The sequence below is a fragment of the Solibacillus sp. FSL H8-0523 genome (assembly GCF_038051985.1).
Taxonomy (GTDB): Bacteria; Bacillota; Bacilli; order Bacillales_A; family Planococcaceae; genus Solibacillus.
The window spans coordinates 2,642,145-2,667,231 of the sequence record NZ_CP150291.1 but is presented as its reverse complement, the minus strand read 5'-3'; the positions used below and the strand labels follow the sequence as shown (position 1 = coordinate 2,667,231).

Below are 25,087 nucleotides of genomic sequence, written 5' to 3'. Positions count from 1 at the left end.
TACCAATGAAAAAAGTATTAATCGCAAACCGAGGCGAAATTGCAGTACGTATTATTCGTGCTTGTAAAGAGCTAGGTATTCAAACGGTAGCAGTATATTCTGAAGCTGACGCAGATGCGTTGCATGTGAAATTAGCTGACGAAGCGTATTGCATCGGTCCAAAATTATCAAAAGACTCTTATTTAAGCTTCCCAGCCGTTTTAGGCGTAGCGCAAAAAACAGGTGTGGATGGCATTCACCCTGGTTACGGTTTCTTAGCGGAAAACGCAGCATTTGCTGAAGCTTGTGAAAACGCAGGTATTAAATTCATCGGTCCTTCATCGGACGCGATTAAAATTATGGGGATTAAAGACGTTGCTCGTGACACAATGGAAGCGGCAAACGTACCTTTAGTTCCAGGTACTGGTATTGTGCCAGATATCGAAACAGGTAAAGAATGGGCAGCGAAAATCGGTTACCCAGTCATCATTAAAGCAACAGCTGGTGGTGGCGGTAAAGGGATCCGCGTGGCACGTTCAGAAGAAGAGCTTGTAAAAGGTATCGATATTACACAAAAAGAAGCAGCAGCGGCATTCGGTAACCCTGGTGTTTACTTAGAGAAATTTATCGAGTACTTCCGTCACTGTGAAATCCAAGTATTAGCAGATGGTCATGGCAATGTTGTGCACTTAGGTGAGCGTGACTGTACGGTACAACGCCGTATGCAAAAGCTTGTAGAAGAAGCACCATCTCCAGCATTATCTGAAGAGCGTCGTGCTGAGATGGGTGAAGCAGCAGTGAAAGCAGCGAAAGCTTGTAATTACGAAGGTGCTGGTACGATCGAGTTCATCTATGATTACCAAGAAGATAAATTCTACTTCATGGAAATGAACACACGTATCCAAGTAGAGCACCCTGTAACAGAAATGATTACGGGTGTTGACCTTGTACAACAACAATTAAAAATCGCTTCTGGTGCTGAATTACCATTCAAACAAGAAGATATTAAAATCAACGGTTGGGCAATCGAGTGCCGTATTAACGCTGAAAACGCATACAAGAACTTTATGCCTTCAGCTGGTACTGTAGACACTTACGTTGTTCCTGGTGGTTACGGTGTACGTGTTGACTCTGCAGTATATGCAGGTTATACAATCCCACCATACTACGATTCAATGGTCGCAAAATTAATCGTACACGCAGATACACGTGAAGAAGCTATCGCAAAAATGAACCGCGCATTATCTGAGTTCGAAGTAGCAGGTCCGGGAATTAACACAACAATTCCTTTCCACCAAGCACTGATGAACAACGATGTATTCCAATCAGCGAAATTCAACACGAAATTCCTAGAAGAGAATGATATTTTAGGTGTGAATGTAAAGGCGTAATTACTATACGTATTTCATAACCCCTAGCAGCCACAAGCTGTTAGGGGTTTATTGTGTATTCATTCATTGTTAAAGAGGTAGTTTATGACTATTGATAGTAAGTAAGGGTTACTAGGTACGATTCTATTTCCTCTTAATTAAAACGCTCTTTCTTATATTCTTGTTGGCCTATAGGTCCTATTATATGTGAATTTTTAGTTATTCTGTAAATGATAAAGGCAAACTTATTGAAAGGTAAGGACGCAAAGCTACGAGTCTAAGGTTGAATGAACTAAGATCGTCGAGTTACCAAGATAAAATGTTTTTTGGCTATCATTTTTTTCGGCAAGTAAAAAGTGCAACAAGAAAATTCAAATGACAAGTTGAGGGTATTTTATGCAAACAGAAACATTAGTGTATACATATGAGATTATTCGCCAGCAAGACACAGATTTAATTGAAAAGGCAACGGCATGCTTAGTGGACACATTTTTAGGTGTTCAAGTTGGGGATATGTGGATTCAAGAACCGATTATTGGTTATGCGCTACAGCTTCCTTATGATGATTTTTATGCGTTTACGAAGGGATACATTGAAGAAAATGTGATGCAAGGCTATTGTGCAATTGCGTTAGATGAAAATCGTAATGTAGTAGGGGCTTTGGTAGGCGATTCCAATGCATTTGTCATCGGAGAGTTCCCGGAATTTGAAGGCTCATTTTCGAATATGAATACGGTTGTGGAAGTACTGGAAGATATTGATGAGCGTTTTTTAATTGATTACAAAGCGCGTTTTGGTAAGGATTTAGAAGATGGGGAAGTATTGCATTTATTTTTACTTGGTATAGGTGCGCCTAATAATCGCCAAGAGGTTGTCCAACAATTAGGCAATCTGTTGCACGCACAGGCTAGAAAAAATGATATTAAAATGATTTTAGCAGAGGCAACGAATCCGAAGTCGATGCGCGTATTGGAAAAATATCATGGTTTAACGAAGTATATTACGGTTGATGGTGAGTATATTGTTCATACATATAAGGATAATGAAAATCTAGAAATGATACCTGAAAGTATGGCGGATGGCATTTATATTATTACGAAAGAGCTTGCTTAATACAAAATACTTTTTAATGAAATCTGTTATTTAGATAGTAGATTAGTTAAAATAGTTATTCAAAAGCGTTATCCAATTTCAAAACAGCCTCCTAGTGGTATACATTTTGTATTGCTACTAGCGTGGCTGTTTTGTGTTTTCGTGCAAAAAGAAGGTTTATAGAAACAGTCAAATAAGTAAAGTTTAACGCGAATTCCTAGAAGAGAAGGATATTTACGTATTAATGCAAAGGGGGAATCGCTATTATATAGTGAGATAGTGAATATATATAGAAAAATCTGATTAAAATAAAAATTATAACTTTTTATGATTCCTAATAAAATCATTGCATTTCGCTATAAAAACGAATATTATAATTAAGTTATTAAATAATGTTCGTGTTTTGAAAGAAGGAATGTACATGTTTCAATTAAAAGAAAACGGCACAACGGTAAAGCGTGAGTTATTTGCGGGTTTAACTACGTTTTTAACAATGGCATATGTCATCATCGTCAATCCAATTATATTAGCAGATGCGGGTGTGCCAATTGATCAAGTATTTATGGCCACAATTATTGCCGCAGTAATCGGTACCGGCTGGATGGCACTCTGTGCAAACTATCCAATCGCCGTAGCACCAGGAATGGGGTTAAATGCGTACTTCACGTATACAGTCGTATTAGCTTCAAATGGAGAAATTACTTACTTAACAGCCTTCTCAGCGGTGTTTGTAGCAGGTTTATTATTTATACTGATTAGTTTAACGCCGTTCCGTGAAAAATTAATTACGGCGATTCCAGAAAACTTAAAATTAGCCATTACAGCAGGTATTGGTTTATTCATTGCCTTTATTGGCTTGCGTATGTCAGGAATCGTTGTTGCCAATGATTCGAACTTAGTGGCATTTGGGAATATTACAGAACCAGCGACATTGCTTACATTTATCGGCTTATTTGTAACAGTTGGGCTAATGACACGAAAAATAAATGGGGCCATTTTTATTGGGATGATTGTCACAGCGATTATTGCCATGCTTACAGGTCAATTAACGATTGATAAAGTCGTTGCCTTACCCCATTTACCAGAAGGCGTATTAGTTTTCAATCCAATAGATGCTATTCGTGAAGTTATTGAATACGGCCTATACGGTGTGGTATTCTCGTTCATTTTAGTAACCTTATTCGATACAACTGGTACGATGATTGGTGTTGCCAAACAAGCAGGACTAATGAAGGACGGAAAATTACCACGTGCGCGTAAGGCGTTAATTTCGGATTCACTTGCGACTACATTTGGTGCAATGTTTGGTACGAGCCCATCAACAGCCTATTTAGAATCAGGTTCTGGTGTTGCAGTAGGTGGTCGTACAGGTTTAACATCATTAACAGTTGCGCTATTATTTATCATTGCTTCATTCTTTGGACCATTAGTTGGTTCATTATCAGGCGTTGCAGCGATTACAGCACCAGCGTTAATTATCGTAGGTAGTTTAATGATCGGTGTTGTAAAGAACATGAAATGGGATGATATTGAAGATGCCTTCCCGGCGTTCTTAGTTATTTTATCCATGCCATTAACATCAAGTATTTCAACGGGGATTGCACTTGGTTTTATCAGTTATCCATTGGTGATGATTTTTAAAGGCCGTGCGCGTGATGTGCACCCATTAGTATATATTTTCGCAGTTTTATTTGTTCTACAACTGGTTTATATGCCACATTAATCGATACCGCTCAGGGGAAGTTTCCTTGGGTGGTTTTTTCGTGTCAAAACGTGAAACTTTCATTTCCTTTCCCCCGTATAAGGATAAAGGGGTTGCGGAAATCCTCCTAATTTGGCAAATGTTAGAAAATGGTGAAGCGACTAATTTTGTTGCGATTTATGACGATGGACGCTTTAATTTCCAAAGTGAGGGCGATAAAACGGATTTATTATCGACTGAAACGTATCCTGAAAAGTTTGAACAACTGTCAAAAATATTGACAGCATACGAATAGCGGTGCGCAATTGGTAGTCAAAATGAATCGAACCATGATATGATTTTTTTCGTTATATTTAAAGAGAAGGTGAACAGCTTGTGGGATTCGATTAAGTGGCTCATTCCAACCGTTCAGCCGCCAACATGGACGGATGGATTTGCTGCTTTGGCAATTGTCATTGTAGGAATTGCGGTTATTCAATTTATAATTAAAAAAATAGTATTTAAACTGGCATCAATGCTAGAGAAACGTCAACACCCGGTGATGAGTGATATCGTAAAAAGTATATATCCATCACTACGCAATGCACTCCTATTTTCGGTGCTTATTATCGCGTGTACATTATTACTAGAAGTGCGATTATTTGAACTTAAACGAACGAGTGTTATCGTTGATTCCGTTTATGTCTACTTTGCATTTAAAGCATTGCATGACGTGCTCAGCTTTTATCTAGAAAACCCAGGGCGTTTTGAAACCGGGAAAGATCAGGATGTATTAACCCCATTTTTCCTACGGATGAGTAAAGTGATGGTGATGGTGATTGCGCTATTTACGATTGCTTCCCTGTGGAATTTTAATTTAAATGGCTTTTTTACAGCGATTGGTTTAACCGGAGTAGCGCTGGCATTTGGTATACGTGACACACTCGCGCATATATTTAGTGGTATGAGTGTCGCGCTTGATAAGCCGTTTCAAATTGGGGATTGGGTCATGACCGGAGATGAAAAGATCGATGGGACAATTGAAGATATTAACTTACGCAGCACGCTTATTCAAACGTCAGATAAGGGGCTCGTTTATGTGCCGAACTCGTACTTAGTTAATCGCCCTATTTATAACTTATCCAAGCGTACACAGCGGAAAGTCGAGCTTAATTTGTTTTTATCAACGGCCAATAGCGAAGAGAAAATTGTTCAGTTTGTGGAGACGTTACGCGAACAAATCGCCCTGCATCCAAAAACATTAAAAGAGATTATTCATGTAGCGGTTGATGAAATACGTCCGAGTGCTTGTCGAGTGCTCATTCGTTATTTTGTTAAGACCAACGATACCGAAGTCATGCTTCAAGTACGCCAAGATATTCTATTTGTTGCGAAACATATATGTGATGAGAATGGAATTGTGCAAGTCGATCCAGGGCAGGGACAATTTGTATGGAATGATTGATTGGGTACATGTTTTTTCAAAAAAGTGTTGTTCCCAACGACAAGCAGTGTTGAATTGTAGTATACTTGGCTTAGGTAACTGTAAGCCTTGAATGATTAGTTTACATAAGAGAGGATGTTTTGAACATGGCAGAAAAACAACCAGTAGCATTCGTGCAGCCAACACCCGTTGGTAAAGAAGAGTTAGGTAAAATTGAAGTAGCACCAGAAGTAATCGAAGTCATCGCTGGTATCGCGGCAACTGAGGTTGAGGGTGTTGCAGCAACGCGCGGGAACTTCACAACAGGTGTTGTGGAACGTTTTGGTAAAAAGGTACATTCTAAAGGCATTAAATCAGCGATGTCTGAAGAAGGCAATATCGTAATTGATGTATTTTGCACAGTGAAATACGGCTATGCGATTCCAAAAGTGGCAAAAGAAGTTCAAACAACAATTCGCCAAGCGCTTTTAAATATGACAGCAATTGAAACAAGTGAAGTAAATATTCACGTAACAGGCATTCAATTCGAAACAGCAACAGCTGAATAAAATCATTTATTTGAGAAATCCTATTTCGTTTTCATACGAAATAGGATTTTTTTTGATATAAACGTTTAGTTTCTATACATATGTTAGGGGTATAGAAATAATAGTCTTACTTGGTTAGGAGGAAAAAAGATGGTGATTTTTTCAGCAGCATCGCGCAAAGAAAGAAATAGTGCATTAAAAGAAGAGACGCTTGATTTATTTGTAATTGGTGGGGGTATTACAGGTGCAGGAATTGCACTTGATGCGGTGACACGCGGATTGAATGTGGGGCTTGCAGAGATGCAGGACTTTGCAGCGGGGACGAGTAGCAGGTCAACAAAATTAGTGCATGGTGGATTACGCTATTTGAAGCAGTTTGAAATTAAGGAAGTGGCAGAGCTTGGACGTGAGCGTGCCATTGTGTACGAAAATGGACCGCATGTGACCACACCTGTATGGATGCTTTTACCGTTCCATAAAGGTGGCACATTTGGATCGATTTCAACGTCAGTGGGGTTAAAGATTTATGACATTTTAGCAGGTGTTAAGCGCGATGAACGACGCTTTATGTTATCGGCTGAAGAGACGTCGGAACGTGAGCCACTTGTAAAGCAGGATGGGTTACTTGGTGGTGGCATTTATGTAGAATACCGTACGGATGATGCACGCTTAACAATTGAGGTCATTAAAGCAGCGGTTGCACGTGGGGCCATAGCTCAAAATTATTTGAAGGTAGTAGGCATAAAGGTAGGAAAATTAGCATTTATGGAAGTAACGGTGGAAGATCAACTAACGGGTGAAGTTTACGTGGTGATGGCAAAAAAGGTCGTCAATGCTACAGGTCCCTGGGTAGATGATGTTCGCAAATTGAACGGGGCATTAGGAGATAAGCATTTAATTTTATCTAAAGGTGTACACCTCGTATTTGATGCTGCGGATTTTCCATTAAAGCAAGCGATTTATTTTGATACAGAGGACGGGCGTATGATCTTTGCGATTCCGCGTGATGGAAAAACGTACGTCGGCACTACAGATACTTTTTATGAAGGGGACCCGAAGGATATAACAATCACAGCTAAGGACCGAACGTACTTACTGGATGCAATTCGCTTTATGTTCCCGAGTCTACATTTGACAGAGGCACATATCGAATCTGGTTGGGCGGGGGTACGCCCACTTATTCATGAGCAGGGAAAGGAACCTTCTGAGATTTCACGTAAGGATGAGATTTGGCGAACGGATGATGGATTAATTACAATTGCTGGCGGGAAATTAACAGGTTACCGAAAAATGGCGGAAAAAATCATAGATATAGTCGTTGAACAATTGAACAAAGAATTTGGTACACAGTTTGGTTCATCGATTACAAAGCGCCTACCGATTTCAGGTGGAGATATTAGTGGCTCAAAATTTTTCGGGGATTTTGTAGAGAAGCGTACCAAGCTTGGACAACAATACGGCTTAACAGCAGAGGAAAGCAAATTTGTTGCGAGATTTTATGGTACGAATGTAGATGAAATATTCGATTATGTTTCTAAGGCAAATGGTAGCTTGCCCCCAATTGTGTACGGGCAGTTATATTACGCAATGAACGAGGAAGCTGCAAGTACGCCACTTGACTTCTTTGTACGTAGAACCGGGGCATTATATTTTAACATCGATTTTGTTAAGCAGCATAAAAAGTTAGTTATCGATGAAATGGAGCAATATCTTAACTGGACAACGGAACAAAAGTTGAAGTACACAGAACAATTAGAGATGGAAATACGGCAAGTCACAACATAAAGGAAAGAGGAGGTTTTGGATGTCTGCCTTTTTAGCTGAATTAATTGGAACGATGATTTTGATTATTTTTGGTGGTGGAGTTGTCGCTGGGTCTTTGTTAAAATCTTCTAAAGCTGAAAATGGTGGTTGGGTTGTTATTACTATTGCGTGGGGCTTAGGGGTTGCAATGGCAGCTTATGCAGTGGGAGGTGTGAGCGGAGCACATTTAAATCCAGCTCTGACTATTGCAATGGCAACGATCGGTAATTTTGAATGGGCTCAGGTGCCGATGTATATACTGGCACAATTACTAGGAGCGATTTTAGGTGCAATCATTGTATACTTTGCGTATTTACCACACTGGGCGAAAACTGATAATGCAGATTTGAAGCTAGCTGTATTTTCAACAGCACCTGCAATTCGCCACCCATTATCTAATCTTATAACAGAGATGATAGGGACATTTGTGTTGTTACTTGGTATTTTAGCACTAGGCGGAAACGTGTTGGCTGACGGGATTAATCCAATACTTGTCGGTCTACTTATTATTGCTATCGGGATGAGTTTAGGTGGTCCAACGGGTTATGCTATTAACCCTGCACGCGATTTAGGCCCACGTATTGCACACTTTATATTGCCGATACCACGAAAACGTGATTCAGATTGGTCGTATGCATGGGTACCGATTGTTGGTCCAATTATCGGAGCGGTTTTTGGTGCTTTAGTGTATAAACAGTTTTTCTTACAGGAAAATAGTCTGGCGTTTTGGATTTGTGCAGTTGTAGTTGCTGCGATATTAATAGGAGGACAAATAACACAATCAAAAAAGGGGATAGCTTAATGGAAAAATTTATTATGGCATTAGATCAAGGAACAACGAGTTCACGCGCGATATTATTTAACAAAAAAGGTGATGTCGCGTATGTGGCACAGCAAGAATTCAAACAATACTTCCCGAAATCTGGATGGGTAGAGCACAATCCTAAGGAAATTTGGAGCTCGATTTTATCAGTTATTGCAAAAGTACTGTCAGAAAATAATTTAAAAGCAACGCAAATCGAAGGAATTGGCATTACGAATCAGCGTGAAACAACCGTTGTGTGGGATAAAAACACTGGTGAACCGGTTTACAACGCAATCGTTTGGCAGTCTCGTCAAACGATGGACATATGTAATGAATTAAAAGAAGCGGGACATAATGATTTATTCCGTGACAAAACAGGGCTCCTTATTGACGCTTACTTTTCTGGGACAAAGGTAAAGTGGATTTTAGATAATGTCGAAGGCGCACGTGAAAAAGCGGAAAACGGGGACTTATTATTTGGAACAATTGATACATGGATTATTTGGCAACTAACAGAAGGTGCCGTTCATGTAACCGATTATTCAAATGCGTCACGAACACTTATGTATAATATCCATGAATTAAAGTGGGATGAGGAATTACTGGAACTATTAACAGTCCCAGCTTCTATGCTACCAGAAGTGCGTCCATCATCGGAAATTTACGGTGAAATTGCGGGCAAGCATTTCTTTGGCCATCAAGTTCCGATTGCAGGCATTGCTGGCGATCAGCAAGCTGCCCTTTTCGGTCAGGCTTGCTATGAACAGGGCATGGTGAAAAATACGTACGGTACGGGCTGCTTTATGCTGATGAATACAGGTGAAGAGGCCGTTAAATCTGAACATGGGCTCCTCACAACGATTGCTTGGGGCTACGACGGGAAAGTCACGTATGCACTTGAAGGAAGTATTTTTGTCGCGGGTTCTGCGATTCAGTGGCTACGTGATGGTTTGCGAATGTTTAGAAAATCATCAGAAAGTGAAGCGTATGCAAGCCGTGTCGATGATGCAGATGGGGTCTATGTTGTGCCAGCCTTTGTCGGTCTGGGTACACCGTATTGGGATAGTGAAGTGCGCGGTGCAGTATTTGGTTTAACACGCGGTACATCAAAAGAGCATTTCATCCGTGCAACACTCGAATCACTCGCGTATCAAACGCGTGACGTGCTGACGGCAATGGAGTCTGATTCGAATATCGACCTAAAAACATTACGCGTGGATGGTGGCGCGGTCATGAATGATTTTTTAATGCAGTTCCAATCAGACATTTTACATGTGCCAGTGGAACGCCCAGCCGTTAACGAAACAACGGCACTTGGGGCAGCTTATTTAGCGGGGTTAGCAGTTGGTTTTTGGGAGAATCTTGAGGAAGTCCAAAAGCATTGGCAGTTGGATCGAAAGTTCGAACCGAAAATGGACGAAGAAAAGCGTGAGCAATTATTCGAAGGCTGGAAAAAAGCAGTTAAAGCAGCTCAGGTGTTTAAATAAATGCAAAGCACGTTAATGTCTAATCACTTTTATGCTATAATAAACGCAATCTAGTTGAGGAGTTTTGGACATTATGAGTAAAGATTTTATTCGCATTGCGAACGAGCAAGATATGCAGTTAATTAACACGTATTTCGAACAAGCGTTAGCTCATTACGAGGCAGCAGGAGAACTAATGGCGATGCAAGACATTAAATATTTCCTACACAATGTACGCCAATTTCAATTTGTTGTCTTAAAAGAAAAAGCAACTGAAATTACGTACCTATTCGAATTTCCTGAAACAACTGATGGGAAGCGCGAAACAGGTACGATTGTGATCCCGCTTCAAAATAATTAATTCATCGAGACAAAATAGGTTACATGAAAACGATCTCTTGTTTGAGAGGTCGTTTTTATGTGGGGAAATTTAAATACCAATCATTTGAGATGTGCGACAATTTCAAACATGACGCATTTTTATCGCAAATGACTGCTTTTTATAGCAGAAAAACCAATTCTTATTTAGTGGCTAAAATTTTTCGTGCAAACTGTGCTACGACAACGAAAATATGCTATGATAGGAACTAATGCTACTTACGAAGGAGAGCTTTAATAGTGATGAAACGATCTGAAGCGCGCCAAAAAGCGTTCCAAGCTTTGTTTCAGTTAGACAGCACAGAACTTTCGTTTGAAGAAGCGATTGGCCACGTTCTAGAGGAAGAACAAGAGTCAGATGCTTATTTAAACAAATTAGTTCGTGGGACAACTGAAAACCTAGTGGAAATTGACGCAGCGCTAGAACAAAATTTAGAAAACTGGACGCTTAGCCGTCTACCTAAAATTGAGAGAACGGTTTTACGTTTAGCAGTGTACGAATTACTGCATGAAGAAGACACACCAAACCGAGTTGTAATGAACGAGGCAATCGAGCTTTGCAAAACGTATGGTGATGAAAAATCAAGCAAATTCGTCAATGGTGTACTTTCGAAATTTACTGAGCAATAAAAATCAATGTATTACAGTCTATAAAGATTTACAATATATAAAGATTTAGTTGGAACGGTTGTCACCATCGCAAACTGCATACGTATCTGATTTTCAATGGATGACAGCCTTCCACATTGTCGTGATCACTGGAAGGAGTAACAACATGTCAAGTGTAATTATTAATGGTAAAGAAATCGGTCAAGAAATTCGAGGGGCAGTCGCAACTCGTGTAGCATCTTTAAAAGCAAATGGTGTAACACCAGGCTTAGCAGTTATTTTAGTGGGTGAAAACCCAGCTTCAAAAACATACGTAGCAAACAAGCAAAAGTCTTGTGAGCAAATCGGCATGTTCTCAGAGTTAATAAAATTACCAGAAGATATTTCAGAACAAGATTTACTACATCAAATTCGTGAATTAAACACGCGCAGTGATATTCACGGTATCCTTGTACAGCTCCCATTACCAAAACACATTAATGAAGATGAAGTGATCCAAGCAATTTCTCCGGAAAAAGACGTGGACGGTTTCTCACCAGTAAGTGTAGGGAAAATGATGCTAGGACAAGATACATACTTGCCATGTACACCTTATGGGGTCATGAAATTATTAGAACACTCAGGAATCGACGTTGCAGGAAAGCACGCTGTTATCGTTGGACGTAGCCACATTGTGGGTAAACCAATGGGACAACTGTTACTGCAAAAAGATGCAACCGTTACATATACACACTCAAAAACACCAGATTTACCATCATTCACAAAGCAAGCGGATATTTTAATCGCTGCTGTAGGTCGTCCAAACTTCATTACAAAAGAGCACGTGAAAGCAGGTGCCGTTGTCATTGATGTCGGGATTAACCGTGACGAAAACAACAAGCTTGTTGGCGATGTAAACTTTGGTGAAGTGAGTGAACTTGCTTCACATATTACACCAGTGCCAGGTGGCGTTGGGCCAATGACAATTACCATGTTATTAGAAAACACCGTACAAGCAGCTGAAAAAGAGTTAGAACGTAAAGCGAAATAATCTAACTTCAAAAATCACGATTTTGATGTAGATCAAAATCGTGATTTTTAGCTTATAAAAACATTAATTTACGACACGTAAGGAGTGATGCGCACATGTCTTCTAACTATTTATCAGTTAAAGCCTTAACGAAATATATAAAACGAAAATTTGACGCCGATCCGCATTTACGTGATGTTTATGTAACCGGGGAACTATCCAACGTAAAAATTCATAGCTCTGGCCATATTTATTTTACGTTAAAGGACGATAGCTCGCGCATTAACGCAACTATGTTTCGTAATCAAGCAACCAAATTAACGTTCAAACCCGAGGAAGGCATGAAAGTGTTTATTCGTGGGGATGTCAATGTGTATGAAGCGAGTGGCGCTTATCAATTGTACGCACAAACGATGGAGCCAGACGGAATTGGTGGGTTGTTTGTTGCCTTTAACCAATTAAAAGAGCGCTTACAAAAAGAAGGTTTATTTAATCCGAATCTAAAACAACCAATCCCGCAGTACCCAAAAACGATTGGTGTATTAACCGCGACAACAGGTGCGGCAATTCGTGATATATGTACGACAATTAACCGTCGTTACCCACAAGCGGAGATTTTAATCTATCCAACGCTTGTGCAAGGAGCAGGTGCGGCGGCGAATATTACAGAAAATATTTATTTAGCCAATCATCAGGCGCTTTGTGATGTATTAATCGTTGGGCGTGGTGGTGGTTCGATTGAGGATTTATGGGCATTTAATGAAGAAATTGTCGCACGGGCGATTTTTGAAAGCCGTATTCCGATTATTAGCGCGGTCGGGCATGAAACCGATACAACAATTGCCGATTTCGTTGCGGATTTACGCGCACCAACACCTACTGCAGCTGCAGAATTAGCGGTACCAAACCAGCAGGAGCTGATTGGTCAACTCCTGCAAAGGCAAACATTTATGCACCAAGTGATGACGTCCCGCTTGAATTTTGAGCGAACGCGTTTAACAAAATTACAAAATTCGTATCCACTTGCAACACCTGAGCGATTATATCGTCCTTTTATAGAAAGGCTCGCACAAGTTGACACAAGTTTGCAAAATGCAACGAAGCTTTTTATGTTAAATCAGCAAACGGCATTACAGAAAATCGATAGCAAACTGAAACAGTATTCGCCGAAGCATCAATTACATGCAGCGAAACAGCAACTAATGCACACAAATAATCAATTGCATCGCACAATGAAACAAACATTCGCGCAAAACCAATTAGCGTTTCAAAATCAATTGCGCATGCTAGAGGCGTTAAACCCACTAAACTTAATGAGTAAAGGGTTTAGCGTAGCATATAAAGATGAAAACGTAGTAAAATCAGTACATGAGTTGGAAAAAGGGGATGTTGTCAATATGACATTCCAAGATGGTTTTGCTGAAGCGAAAATTATCAAGACACATGTACAGAAGGAAGGGAAAGCAAAATGACAAAACCAACATTTGCAACAGCCATGACGGAACTAGAAGAAGTCGTGCGTAAGCTAGAGCAAGGCGATGTGCCATTAGAACAAGCCATCGATCTTTATAAAAAAGGGATGGAGCTGTCAAAGCTTTGCCATGACACACTACAAAATGCAGAACAACAGTTAATTTCAATCGTTGGAGAAGATGGGGAAAAGCAACCGTTCCAACAAGGAAATGGAGAATAGGGCATGGAAACGACATTAAAGCAATTTATTGAAGTACAATTACCTGAAATCGAAACGACACTGTATGATTTAGTCGAAAAAATTGAAGCACCTGCACATTTAAAGGAATCGATGCTGTATTCTTTAAAAGCAGGGGGCAAACGCATTCGTCCACTCTTTGTAGTCGCTGTTTGTGAAATGTATAAGAAGCCACTTGCAGCAAGTTTAGTTGTGGGTTCAGCTGTGGAAATGATCCATACGTATTCATTAATTCATGATGATCTTCCATGCATGGACGACGATGAACTTCGTCGTGGTAAGCCGACAAACCATGTCGTATATGGTGAGGCACTTGCAACACTAGCAGGAGATGCGTTAAACACATTAGCGTTTGGAGTTGTAGCGCGACTTGAGAACGTAACAGCCGAGCAAAAACTAGAGCTAATCAATCTATTAAGTGTCGGAGCAGGAGCTGAGGGCATGGTAGGTGGCCAAATTTTAGATATGGACGGCGAACAACGTCTACTGAATATACAAGAGCTTGAAACGGTGCATGTCAACAAAACAGGTGCACTGTTACGCTTTAGCATCGAGTCTGGTGCTGTACTTGCTGGGGCAAGCGAAGAAGACCGTAAAGCATTAGTCGCGTATGCACATCACATTGGGCTCGCATTCCAAATTCAAGATGATATTTTAGATATTGAGGGTACATCTGAAGAGTTAGGGAAAACAGCAGGTAAAGATGTCGCAGCAGAAAAAAGTACATACCCTGCACTACTTACATTAGATGGAGCGAAGCAAAAATTAAATGAGCATTACAATTTCGCAATCGAAGCATTACAAAAAGTGAGTATCGAAACAACATTATTACAACAATTTGCCCAATATATTGTGAGACGTAGTAACTAAAAGTGTGTTAAACTTTTGTCTTGTGTAAGAACATTGTTATAATAAACAAAAGTGCGAAAGGTATGTTACTTTTGTTGAAAGTGTTTGAAATCAAGAGATAACGTGAAAACACTAAGAGAAAAATCACAGCAGTGAATAAACTGATGAAAAGGTGCGTGTAGAGATGGATTTAACTAAAATTTCTAGTCCATCCTTTTTAAAAGACTTGAATAAAAAGCAACTTGAGGCACTAGCTGGGGATATCCGTGCCTTTCTAATCGAGAAATGCTCGAAAACAGGTGGTCATATTGGTCCAAACCTAGGTGTTGTCGAGCTAACGATTGCCTTGCATAAAGCTTTTAACAGTCCAAAGGATAAATTTTTATGGGATGTTGGACATCAAGCGTATGTCCATAAAATTTTAACAGGTCGTGCGGATCAATTTGATACGTTACGTCAATTTAAAGGGCTTTGTGGTTTCCCAAAACTTGTTGAAAGTGAACATGATATGTGGGAAACAGGACATAGTTCAACGTCTTTATCCGCTGCGATGGGTATGGCAGCAGCTCGCGATATTAAAGGCGACAAAAATTTTGTTGTGCCAGTTATTGGTGATGGTGCGTTAACAGGTGGTATGGCGCTTGAAGCAATCAATCATATTGGTCATGAAAAAACAAATATGATTGTCATTTTAAACGATAATGAAATGTCGATTGCACCAAATGTTGGCGCATTACATGACGTTTTAGGTCGTTTACGTACAGCGAAGGAATATTCACGTGCAAAAGAAGACTTAGAATCATTAATGCTTAAAATTCCAATGGTTGGCGACAAGTTAGCTGCAACCGCTGAACGTGTAAAAGATAGCTTAAAATATTTAGTTGTTTCAGGTGTATTTTTTGAGGAAATGGGTTTCAAATATTTAGGTCCTATCGATGGGCATGACTTTGAATCACTAGAAAAAACATTAGAATATGCAAAAAAAGTAAATGGTCCTGTACTTGTGCATGTCTTAACGAAAAAAGGTAAGGGATACAAGCCTGCAGAAGACGACACAGTCGGTACGTGGCATGGGACAGGTCCTTACAAAATGGAAACAGGTGCCTTTGTGAAATCAGCGGCAAAAGGTCCAGCTTGGAGTAGTTTAGTTGCTGAATCAGTACGCAAATGCATGGTAGAAGACGAGCGTATCGCAACAATCACACCGGCGATGCCTGTTGGTTCGAAGCTTGAAGGGATTAAAAAAGATTTCCCGAACCGTTTCTTTGATGTAGGGATTGCCGAACAGCACGCGACAACAATGGCAGCAGGTCTTGCAACACAAAACATGAAGCCATTTTTAGCGATCTATTCAACATTTCTACAACGTGCGTATGACCAAGTCTTACATGATATCGCACGTCCAAAGCTAAATGTTTTCATCGGGATTGACCGTGCAGGACTTGTTGGCGCGGATGGTGAAACGCATCAAGGGGTATTTGATATTTCATTCCTTCGTCACATTCCGAACTTGGTATTAATGATGCCAAAAGATGAAAACGAAGGCCAACATATGGTGAAAACAGCACTTGCATATGATGACGGTCCTATCGCAATGCGTTACCCACGAGGAAACGGGTTAGGCGTAGAGATGGATGCAGAAATGAAAGCTTTACCAATTGGCTCATGGGAAGTGTTACGTGAGGGGTCAGACGCGGTTATTTTAACGTTCGGTACAACGATTGGTATGGCGCTTGAAGCAGCTGAGAAGCTAGCGGAGCAAGGGGTTTCTGTACGCGTAGTAAATGCGCGTTTCATTAAACCGATGGACGAAGCAATGCTGCATGATATCATGAAAGCAGAGCTACCAATTTTAACGATTGAAGAATCAATGCTTCAAGGTGGTTTTGGTAGCGGAGTATTAGAGTTTGCGTTTGACAATGGTTACCGCAACATTCAATTAGACCGTATCGGCATTCCAGATGAGTTTATCGAGCACGGTGAAGTAGACCTATTACTTGCAGAAATACATGTAACAGCTGACGAAGCGGTAAAACGCATCACACAGCTTGTACCGAATAAACAGTCAGGTAGGGTTTAAATAAGTTATGACAACAAAACAACCAAAAGAACGTGTGGACGTATTACTTGTAGAGCGCGGCTTATGCGAAACGCGTGAAAAAGCGAAGCGCTCGATTATGGCAGGCTTAGTATTTTCAAACGAAATTCGCATCGATAAACCGGGCGAAAAAATTGCTGTTGATGCACCACTACAAGTAAAAGGTTCAGATATAAAATATGTTTCTCGTGGTGGCTTAAAGCTAGAAAAAGCACTACAAATTTTCGACATGTCTGTTGATGGCAAGCTTATGCTAGATATCGGTTCATCTACGGGCGGCTTTACAGACTGTGCCTTACAAAACGGCGCACGTCATTGCTACGCATTAGATGTTGGTTCTAATCAATTAGCTTGGAAAATTCGTTCAGACGAGCGTGTAACGGTAATGGAGAAAACCAATTTCCGTTATACAAAACCGGAAGACCTAGTCGAAGGTTTACCAGATTTCGCGACAATCGATGTGTCATTTATTTCGCTGTCATTAATTTTACCTGTACTTAAAACGGTATTAATGCCTGGTGGAGATGTCATGGCACTTGTGAAGCCTCAATTTGAAGCGGGTCGTGAAAACGTAGGGAAAAAAGGCATCGTACGCGAGCCGAAAGTCCATTTAGCAGTGTTAGAAGAAACGGCAAAAATGGCAACGCAAGTAGGCTTCGTAGTAAAAGACGCATCATTCTCACCAATTACAGGTGGCGAGGGGAATATTGAGTTTTTATTCCATCTCTACAACCCACATGCAGGAGAAGAAGTAGCGGCATTTACAGATTTCGATCGCCTTGTAAAAGAAGCGCATACTCAATTAAAATAATGAAAGACGCAAAATGAAGAGCACTCTTTGTTTTGCGTTTTTTATTTTTAAGGAAATTATTTGCCAAATAATTTATTCATAAATGCAATCATTTACATTAATGTAGAGATGAAATTTTTGTAAAATGAGTGGGGAAGTGAATTTCATCATAGTTGTCATGATGGTATTTTTGAACATATGTACGGGTTTTTCTTGAATTTTTTTTATGCAAATGGTAGTGTAAATATACATAGATTCTCAAAAAAATTTAACGAGGTGACTTTTGTGAACAAAGGACAACGCCATATTCGCATTCGCGATATTATCACAAATAATGAAATCGAAACGCAAGACGAATTAGTCGAACAGCTTAAAAATGCGGGCTACAACGTTACGCAAGCAACAGTATCACGTGATATTAAAGAGTTACATTTAGTGAAGGTACCTCTTCAAGACGGCCGCTATAAATACAGTCTACCAGCCGATCAACGCTTTAACCCGATTCAAAAATTACACCGTTTACTTGCAGACGCATTTGTGTCAATGGACGGTGCATCACACTTTTTAGTGATGAAAACGTTACCTGGTAATGCCAATGCAATCGGTTCATTATTAGACCATTTAGATTGGACAGAGGTACTAGGGACAATTTGTGGAGACGATACGATTTTAATCTTGTGTCGTACAGAAAATGATCGTGAAGAAATTAAAAATCGCTTATTAGATATGCTATAAACCGAGGTGGAAACGTTTGTTAAAAGAACTTAGCATTCGAAACTTTGCAATTATTGATGATTTAACCGTAAGTTTTTCAGAAGGCTTAACCGTGCTAACAGGGGAAACTGGTGCGGGTAAATCGATTATTATTGATGCTGTAAATATTTTAGCCGGTGGGCGTGGCTCGACAGAGTTTATTCGTCATGGTGAAAAAAAGGCAGAGCTTGGTGGCCTTTTTGAAGTGACGAGTGATCATCACCCAATCTATTTAAAATTAGAACAGCATGGAATTGAAGCAGAAGAAGGCACCATTATTTTACGCCGGGACTTAAATGATTCTGGAAAAAGTATTTGTCGTGTAAACGGTAAACTTGTACCACTTTCTGTATTGCGCGAAATCGGTGGTAGTTTGATTGATATTCACGGGCAACATGAGAACCAAGAATTAATGGATGAAAAGTTTCATATTCACTTACTCGATCACTTTGCGCAGCACGATTTAAAGGATTTAAAGGCGGAATATGACGAAGCTTATGAAACCTACCGTCAATTAAAACGAGAATTCGCTGAAATAAGTATTGATGAGCAGCGTGCGGCGCAGCGAATTGATTTGTACCAATTTCAAATTCAAGAGCTTGAACAGGCAGCACTGAGTGTTGATGAAGAAGAAGCATTATCTGAAGAACGTATTCGCTTAATGAATTTCCATAAAATTTTCGAACGTGCCAATATGGCATACGAAGCGATTTCAGGCGAGGGCAATGGCTTAGATTACATAGGGAATGCCATGAATGCCCTTGAAGATATTGTCCGATTAGACACAATGTTTAAAGAGTCATCAGAATCGGTCACATCAAGCTTTTATGCACTTCAAGATGCGGCGTACCAAGTGAAAAATGCGCTTGATGATTTAGAATATGATGCGGAGCGTCTCAATGAAGTAGAGCAGCGTCTCGCATTATACCAAAATATGAAACGTAAATACGGCACGACCGTTGAAGAAATTTTAGCCTACTATGAAAAAATCGAAGAAGAGCTAAGCCAGTTGCTAAATCGCGATGAGGCGATGCAACAAAATGAGCAATTATTAGCACGAATGGAAACTGACCTCAATAAACTAGCGGTAGAGTTAACAAAAATTCGTAAACAAAACGCTTTACAGTTAAGTGAAGCGATTATGAATGAATTGCGCATGTTACATATGGAAAAAGCGCAATTTATTGTGAATTTTGAAGAGCTTAGACATTTTGATGCACACGGTAAAGATTACGTGGCCTTCTATATTTCAACAAATGTAGGAGAACCACCTAAGTCGCTGCCAAAAGTTGCCTCGGGTGGTGAGCTTTCTCGTATGATGCTTGCTCTTAAAACCATTTTCTCTTCAGCAAATGGCATTACGTCAATTATTTTTGATGAAGTTGATACAGGTGTGAGTGGCCGCGTCGCTCAGGCGATTGCTGAAAAAATTGCAGCCATTTCGATTAATTCACAAGTGTTATGTATTTCGCATTTACCACAAGTAGCGGCAATGGCTGATCATCAATACTACATTAAAAAGCAAGTAGAGCATGACCGGACATTTACAACGATTACTGAAATGGAGCGAGATGAACGTATTGAAGAAATAAGCCGTATGATGAGTGGGGCAGAAATTACTGATTTAACATTGCAGCATGCTTCAGAATTATTACAAATGGCAAATGAACGTAAAGATGGAATGAAATAACCAAGGCGAGGAGTTTGATTGGCGAACTGCCTCGCTTTTCATTTTTTTATTACTATTCGAACAAAATTTTTCCGTTCATAACTCTTCGAAAGCTCCACATAGTAACGGTATGAGGAGGTGAGTTATGAGGGCGAAATGGTGCGTTGTTGTGCTACTTTTTTTGGTTTGTATTCCGTTACAAGTAAGCGCGAAACAGCTTATTCCAATGGGGCATTCTATTGGTGTTCAACTCGAAATGCCTTATGTGTATGTATCGCACGATCTGTTACTGGAATCAGGTGACTGGTTGAAGCAGGGAGAACGAATTATCAAAATAAACGGGAAACCTGTAACAAATTTGAATCAATTATTTAATGAAGACCAAGCTAAAGTGACGATTGAAAATAAAAACTCCGAGCGTGAAATTAGCGTGAGCAGTCGTCAATTACAGCGTTTAAAACCATTTGTAAAAGATGCAACAGATGGTGTCGGGACTTTGACCTATATCGATCCGGAAACACTCGAATACGGTGCGTTAGGGCACCAAATAATTGATTCTGTATTAAAGCGACCACCTGCATTCCAGAGCGGTGCTATTTTTGAAGCATCAATTTCGCAAGTGAAAAAAAGTACACCAGGTCAGCCAGGCTACAAGGTATCCATTGTTGATAAAGAAACAATGCCATTGGGAAATGTTAGCAGCAATGAACTTTATGGGATTTTTGGCGATTGGGAGCAGACTTTACTAGACAGTTTGCATCAGCCGCTAGAAATTATGCATAAAGGGCAATTAAAGAAGGGCAAAGCGCAAATATTAACAGCAATCGATGGGGAGAAGATTGAAACGTTTGATATCGAAATTGATGAGATTTCAGATACGACGTTTACGTTTCATGTGTCAGATAAACGACTAATCCAGGAAACCGGTGGGATCGTTCAGGGAATGAGTGGGAGTCCGATTATCCAAAATAATCAATTTGTCGGAGCCATCACCCATATGTTTGTCGAACAACCGACAAAAGGTGCTGGGATTCTTATTATCGAAATGCTGAAAAAAAGCCCTAATTAAGAACTATTTGACTATACTTTGTAGAAAAGTATAGTCTTTTTCTGTTTTTATGAATAAAATAGTACATAATGAAAATTCGACAAATGTAGAGGTATATAATTCCATGTCGAATTTAATAGAAAAGATAATACTTGGTACTCATTTTTGGAAATCTTAAAGGAATTATAATAATTATGTCGAAACTTCTTTAAATGTCAAAACATAAATAAAACGTAAAAAACACGCGGACAAATGTTTAGGCACTTAATATGAAATGAATAGTCAGTCGTTCTATTATGTCAAAAGAGTGAAGCATGTGTGAGTATAACAAATTTAAAGGGGGATTTTGTTTGACAAAGGTGAAAATTGCGATTGTTGATGATAATCGTGAATTGGTGAAAATGATGGAAATGTATTTTACAAATCATCCGCAAATTGAAGTGGTTGCTACGGCATCTAACGGAAAAATGTGCATTAAAATGTTAGAAGAGCATACGGTTGATGTCTTGTTATTAGATATCATTATGCCACATTTAGATGGTCTTGCTGTACTTGAGGCAATGTACAATAATGAACGTCATCAGCAGACACAGGTAATTATGCTAACGGCCTTTGGACAAGAAGATGTCATGAAGCAAGCTGTTAATTTCGGTGCATCGTACTTCATGTTAAAGCCATTTGAATTTGATCAGCTTGTGCAAAAGATATTGCATTGTGCGAACAAAAAATTTGATTTGGACAAGCGCCCACAAACAATGACAACAAATACTGGGGCAAAAATTGATCAGCGCCAGCTCGATTCGACGATTACTTCGATTATCAAAGAAATTGGTGTCCCTGCACATATAAAAGGATATGCGTATTTACGTGAAGCCATTCAAATGGTTTATCATGATATTGAATTATTAAGTTCTGTAACAAAAATTCTTTATCCAGAAATCGCAAAAAAATTTAACACAACGGCATCTCGTGTAGAACGTGCCATTAGACATGCCATTGAAGTGGCGTGGAACCGCGGTAGCTATGAAAACATTTCAGAGTTGTTCGGTTACACCGTTCACCATATGAAATCAAAACCAACGAATTCAGAATTCATTGCAATGATCGCTGACAAGATTCGCATTGAGATGGTCGCGAGTTAACGACAAATTTTTGGGAAAAACGTTTAACTTTCTATCTTAAGGGTATTATGACTTTAGTAAGACATTTCTTATTTTTAGTTTTTACCTCCTTTCTTAGAATGATATGATTAGAGCCATATTATTCTCTTTCGTGCCTAGTAAATACTAGGCACTCTTTTTTTTTGCAGAAAACGTCATGGAAATGTCAAAATGTCATCTATTTTTAACCCATTAGAAAACCAAATTTTAAATGAGTCAATTGAATTGGACATTATTAATAAAAAAGACTTTAACTGCATTAGAGACGAAAGATGAGAGTTATTTATATGGATATATCGGAGATTTATTATAATTTAGTAAAATACCATGATTTATTAAATGTGTAAATTGAGATTGATTTTCCATAAATTAATGCTACTTTTGAAGTATTTTTAAAATTTAGACAAAAATCAATATATTCCTGCAATATTTAACTAAACAAAATTCTAAAATTTGTATATACTAGAGATATTGTATGGGAGGGGATTTGCGTGGTTATTTTTGAGAATCAATTTTTCGAAGTATCAGAAAAAGATGGTAAGGTATATGTAAAGACCGTTCAAATCGGCTTTATGTTAAAAGATTTTGATACGATTGTGCGCCTTAATCCTCGCATTAAACTTACGAATTTTGCAGTACTGAAACAAGTTTTGAATGAAATTACACCAAAACCAGTTGAAATTGGAATCTGGTTACCTCCAGTTACCGTAGAAGTTTCACGCGATAAAATGTCTGCCTCATTGTTTGTTTATGAAACATTAGACGATATTCGCTCAAATTCGCAAAAATTCCAACAAAATGTATTGGCATTGCTAAAACAGCATAAAATTGTTCATGGAATTCAGGACATTAAGCTTGAAACAGTTGTCAGTGGCAAGGCGATTTTAATCGCGCAAGGAACACCACCTGTTAAAGGCGATGATGCAAAAATATCCTACTTAGAAGTTCCGGAACGTAAGCCAGTTATTCGCGAAGATGGAAAAGCAGACTATTATGATATGAATTTTATCTATGAAATTGATGAGGGTGCATGGCTTGGTGAGAAAATTCACGCTCAGGCAGGAACACCAGGTACAAATGTTCATGGTGAAGTAGTAGTTGCTCAACGTGGCCGTGATATTCCACTGAAATATGATCGCAAGTCTGCTTATGAAATTGAAGAAGATGGAAAAACCGTAATTCGTTCAAAAATAAGTGGTGTACTAGAAGATTACAAAGGGATGGTTGGTGTAAATCATCATTTACCGGTTAACGGTGATGTTGGGGTTGAAACCGGTAACATTGACTTTAATGGTTCGATTTCAATTCGTGGGACAGTACAAGCTGGCTTTTCAGTTATTGCAAAAGGAGATATATCGATTGAAGGCCCAGAAGGTGTTTCTGGTGCAAAATTAATTAAATCAATCGATGGCGATGTCTTCATTAGAGGCGGTATTTTCGGTTTAGGTGAAACGCGAGTGGAAGCAGGCGGAAGTATTTTCGTAAAGCACGTGAATGAAGCTAATTTAGTTGCAGGTGGCGACGTAAATATTGGGTTTTATTCATTAGGCTCCAATATTCGTGCGCACTCTATTTTAGTAGATAAACGAAAAGGTAAAATTATAGGAGGTACTGCGATTGCCAAAAGTGCAATTGTATCTGCCATTACAGGGAACCGCCTTGAGCGCCGTACCGAATTGATTATTAATAGCGTAAATAAAGCGGATGGTCTCGAATTAATTCAGTCAAAGGCTGCGCTCTTAAAATCAATGCAAGAAGATATTTTGCAGTTAGAAGCACAAGTAAATCGTATTTTACCAATTGTCCATAATTTAACGAAGCCTCAAATTGCTGCATTCGAACAAACGAAGCAGAAGCTCGCATCAAATAAAGAATCTGCAGCAAGTTTGGACCGTGAAATTAAACAATTGATGAGTGATTTACGTAGTGTAGGTAAAGAGGAAATCAATGTTACAATTGAAGCTTATCCAGGTACATATCTGCAAATAGGTAAAAAGTCGACAATTCTATCGCGTACGACAAATGGTCGGTTCTTGCTAGAGTTTGGAGAGTTAAACGTTTAATGAAAACGATTCCAATCTTTGCACATCGTGGCGTTTCTAAGTCTTGTGTTGAAAATACAATGCTTGCGTTTAAAAAAGCGAAAGCTATAGGGGTAGACGGTATTGAATTAGACGTCCAGTTTTCGAAAGATGGTGTACTTGTTGTCTTTCATGATTTGGATTTAACCAGGCTGGTAGGAAAAAGACGTAATGTAGCGGATTGCTCGCTTGAAGAGCTTAAAAGTTTTAAATTAGGTTCGCGTTTACAGCGCATTTTCTACCGCCACCAGATTGTAACGCTTCAAGAAGTATTAGATTGGGCGATTGAAGAACAAATACCGCTGAATATTGAGTTAAAAGAGTCTTTGTTATTTAATGAGCAGTCGTTTCGCCAATTTTTAAAGACAATCCGCGTTCCAAATAACAGTCATTTTTCATCATTTTTTGATCGATTACTGATGATTGTAAAGGAAGAACGCCCGGAATTCGAAACGGCTTATATTGTGACGAAAAAATTTAACTGGGCAGCTATTAATGAGTATCATTATTTTGATGTGATTCACGCCCATAAGAAATATTATAAGCGTCAATATTTGAAGTACTGTGATGAGGCGCAAGTAGGAATACGCTTTTATGGTGTGACAGGAAGCGAAGGCTTTATTAAAAACCCGCATCCAACTGTTTTGGGGTGGATTACAGATTATCCTGATAAAGTGTCAAAAGCACAACAAATCAATTAAAAAAGACGTCTATGGAAATTTCATAGACGTCTTTTTATATGTGTCGAACGAAAGGCTATGTAAT

At 39.2% G+C, this 25,087-nt stretch carries 23 protein-coding genes and 1 riboswitch; all 23 genes read left to right on the top strand.

All coding sequences use genetic code 11. The annotated features are described in order from the left end of the window. Nucleotides 1-5: 5 nt before the first annotated feature. The 23 genes from accC (at nt 6) to NSQ62_RS13115 (ending at nt 25,023) form a co-directional block, all read left to right on the top strand. Nucleotides 6-1,370, top strand: coding sequence for an acetyl-CoA carboxylase biotin carboxylase subunit (gene accC, locus NSQ62_RS13225; protein WP_341320604.1), 1,365 nt, complete (start codon nt 6-8; stop codon nt 1,368-1,370). 207 nt (nt 1,371-1,577) lie between these two features. Next, nucleotides 1,578-1,663, top strand: a riboswitch (cyclic di-GMP riboswitch). A gap of 82 nt (nt 1,664-1,745) precedes the next feature. After that, a complete protein-coding gene (locus tag NSQ62_RS13220) occupies nt 1,746-2,462 on the top strand; it encodes a hypothetical protein (RefSeq protein WP_341320603.1) in 717 nt (238 codons plus the stop codon). A gap of 400 nt (nt 2,463-2,862) precedes the next feature. Beyond that, nucleotides 2,863-4,164: an NCS2 family permease gene (locus NSQ62_RS13215; protein ID WP_341320602.1), complete on the top strand. Its 1,302-nt coding sequence runs from the start codon at nt 2,863-2,865 to the stop codon at nt 4,162-4,164. Between the two features lie 40 nt (nt 4,165-4,204). Then, nucleotides 4,205-4,438 carry a hypothetical protein gene (locus NSQ62_RS13210; protein ID WP_341320601.1) on the top strand — a complete coding sequence of 78 codons (234 nt, stop codon included), beginning with the start codon at nt 4,205-4,207 and terminating at the stop codon, nt 4,436-4,438. A gap of 69 nt (nt 4,439-4,507) precedes the next feature. Beyond that, nucleotides 4,508-5,587 carry a mechanosensitive ion channel family protein gene (locus NSQ62_RS13205; RefSeq protein WP_341323936.1) on the top strand — a complete coding sequence of 360 codons (1,080 nt, stop codon included), beginning with the start codon at nt 4,508-4,510 and terminating at the stop codon, nt 5,585-5,587. Nucleotides 5,588-5,712: 125 nt separating this feature from the next. Further along, complete coding sequence (locus tag NSQ62_RS13200; protein ID WP_341320600.1) at nt 5,713-6,114, top strand: Asp23/Gls24 family envelope stress response protein; 402 nt, start codon at nt 5,713-5,715, stop codon at nt 6,112-6,114. A gap of 129 nt (nt 6,115-6,243) precedes the next feature. Then, nucleotides 6,244-7,878 (top strand): FAD-dependent oxidoreductase, encoded by a 1,635-nt coding sequence (locus NSQ62_RS13195; RefSeq protein ID WP_341320599.1) that lies wholly within the window; start codon nt 6,244-6,246, stop codon nt 7,876-7,878. A gap of 19 nt (nt 7,879-7,897) precedes the next feature. Continuing rightward, on the top strand, nt 7,898-8,698 hold the full coding sequence (locus tag NSQ62_RS13190; protein ID WP_341320598.1) for an MIP/aquaporin family protein: 801 nt from the start codon (nt 7,898-7,900) through the stop codon (nt 8,696-8,698). Then, the gene (gene glpK / locus NSQ62_RS13185) at nt 8,698-10,188 is read left to right on the top strand and encodes a glycerol kinase GlpK (protein WP_341320597.1); all 1,491 of its coding nucleotides are present in this window, start codon (nt 8,698-8,700) and stop codon (nt 10,186-10,188) included. The genes NSQ62_RS13190 and glpK overlap by 1 nt, the downstream gene beginning before the upstream one ends. 73 nt (nt 10,189-10,261) lie before the next feature. Next, nucleotides 10,262-10,528 carry an aminopeptidase gene (locus NSQ62_RS13180; RefSeq protein WP_341320596.1) on the top strand — a complete coding sequence of 89 codons (267 nt, stop codon included), beginning with the start codon at nt 10,262-10,264 and terminating at the stop codon, nt 10,526-10,528. 260 nt (nt 10,529-10,788) lie between these two features. Then, entirely contained in the window at nt 10,789-11,175 is a 387-nt protein-coding gene (gene nusB / locus NSQ62_RS13175; protein ID WP_341323935.1) for a transcription antitermination factor NusB, read from the top strand. A 145-nt stretch (nt 11,176-11,320) separates the two neighbouring features. Continuing rightward, the gene (gene folD / locus NSQ62_RS13170) at nt 11,321-12,184 is read left to right on the top strand and encodes a bifunctional methylenetetrahydrofolate dehydrogenase/methenyltetrahydrofolate cyclohydrolase FolD (protein WP_341320595.1); all 864 of its coding nucleotides are present in this window, start codon (nt 11,321-11,323) and stop codon (nt 12,182-12,184) included. A 95-nt stretch (nt 12,185-12,279) separates the two neighbouring features. After that, nucleotides 12,280-13,635, top strand: coding sequence for an exodeoxyribonuclease VII large subunit (gene xseA / locus NSQ62_RS13165; RefSeq protein ID WP_341320594.1), 1,356 nt, complete (start codon nt 12,280-12,282; stop codon nt 13,633-13,635). Further along, complete coding sequence (gene xseB / locus NSQ62_RS13160) at nt 13,632-13,856, top strand: exodeoxyribonuclease VII small subunit (protein WP_341320593.1); 225 nt, start codon at nt 13,632-13,634, stop codon at nt 13,854-13,856. The genes xseA and xseB overlap by 4 nt, the downstream gene beginning before the upstream one ends. Before the next feature lie 3 nt (nt 13,857-13,859). Next, on the top strand, nt 13,860-14,744 hold the full coding sequence (locus NSQ62_RS13155) for a polyprenyl synthetase family protein (protein WP_341320592.1): 885 nt from the start codon (nt 13,860-13,862) through the stop codon (nt 14,742-14,744). Between the two features lie 163 nt (nt 14,745-14,907). After that, nucleotides 14,908-16,803, top strand: coding sequence for a 1-deoxy-D-xylulose-5-phosphate synthase (gene dxs, locus NSQ62_RS13150; RefSeq protein ID WP_341320591.1), 1,896 nt, complete (start codon nt 14,908-14,910; stop codon nt 16,801-16,803). 7 nt (nt 16,804-16,810) lie between these two features. Then, nucleotides 16,811-17,632 carry a TlyA family RNA methyltransferase gene (locus tag NSQ62_RS13145; RefSeq protein ID WP_341320590.1) on the top strand — a complete coding sequence of 274 codons (822 nt, stop codon included), beginning with the start codon at nt 16,811-16,813 and terminating at the stop codon, nt 17,630-17,632. A 264-nt stretch (nt 17,633-17,896) separates the two neighbouring features. Then, nucleotides 17,897-18,346 carry a transcriptional regulator ArgR gene (argR, locus tag NSQ62_RS13140; protein WP_341320589.1) on the top strand — a complete coding sequence of 150 codons (450 nt, stop codon included), beginning with the start codon at nt 17,897-17,899 and terminating at the stop codon, nt 18,344-18,346. Between the two features lie 16 nt (nt 18,347-18,362). After that, nucleotides 18,363-20,054, top strand: coding sequence for a DNA repair protein RecN (gene recN / locus NSQ62_RS13135; RefSeq protein WP_341320588.1), 1,692 nt, complete (start codon nt 18,363-18,365; stop codon nt 20,052-20,054). A 124-nt stretch (nt 20,055-20,178) separates the two neighbouring features. Then, complete coding sequence (locus NSQ62_RS13130) at nt 20,179-21,102, top strand: SpoIVB peptidase S55 domain-containing protein (RefSeq protein ID WP_341320587.1); 924 nt, start codon at nt 20,179-20,181, stop codon at nt 21,100-21,102. A 293-nt stretch (nt 21,103-21,395) separates the two neighbouring features. After that, the gene (spo0A, locus tag NSQ62_RS13125; protein ID WP_341320586.1) at nt 21,396-22,223 is read left to right on the top strand and encodes a sporulation transcription factor Spo0A; all 828 of its coding nucleotides are present in this window, start codon (nt 21,396-21,398) and stop codon (nt 22,221-22,223) included. Between the two features lie 509 nt (nt 22,224-22,732). Continuing rightward, nucleotides 22,733-24,304: a FapA family protein gene (locus NSQ62_RS13120; protein WP_341320585.1), complete on the top strand. Its 1,572-nt coding sequence runs from the start codon at nt 22,733-22,735 to the stop codon at nt 24,302-24,304. Continuing rightward, on the top strand, nt 24,304-25,023 hold the full coding sequence (locus NSQ62_RS13115) for a glycerophosphodiester phosphodiesterase family protein (RefSeq protein WP_341320584.1): 720 nt from the start codon (nt 24,304-24,306) through the stop codon (nt 25,021-25,023). The genes NSQ62_RS13120 and NSQ62_RS13115 overlap by 1 nt, the downstream gene beginning before the upstream one ends. The last annotated feature ends 64 nt before the right edge of the window (nt 25,024-25,087 follow it).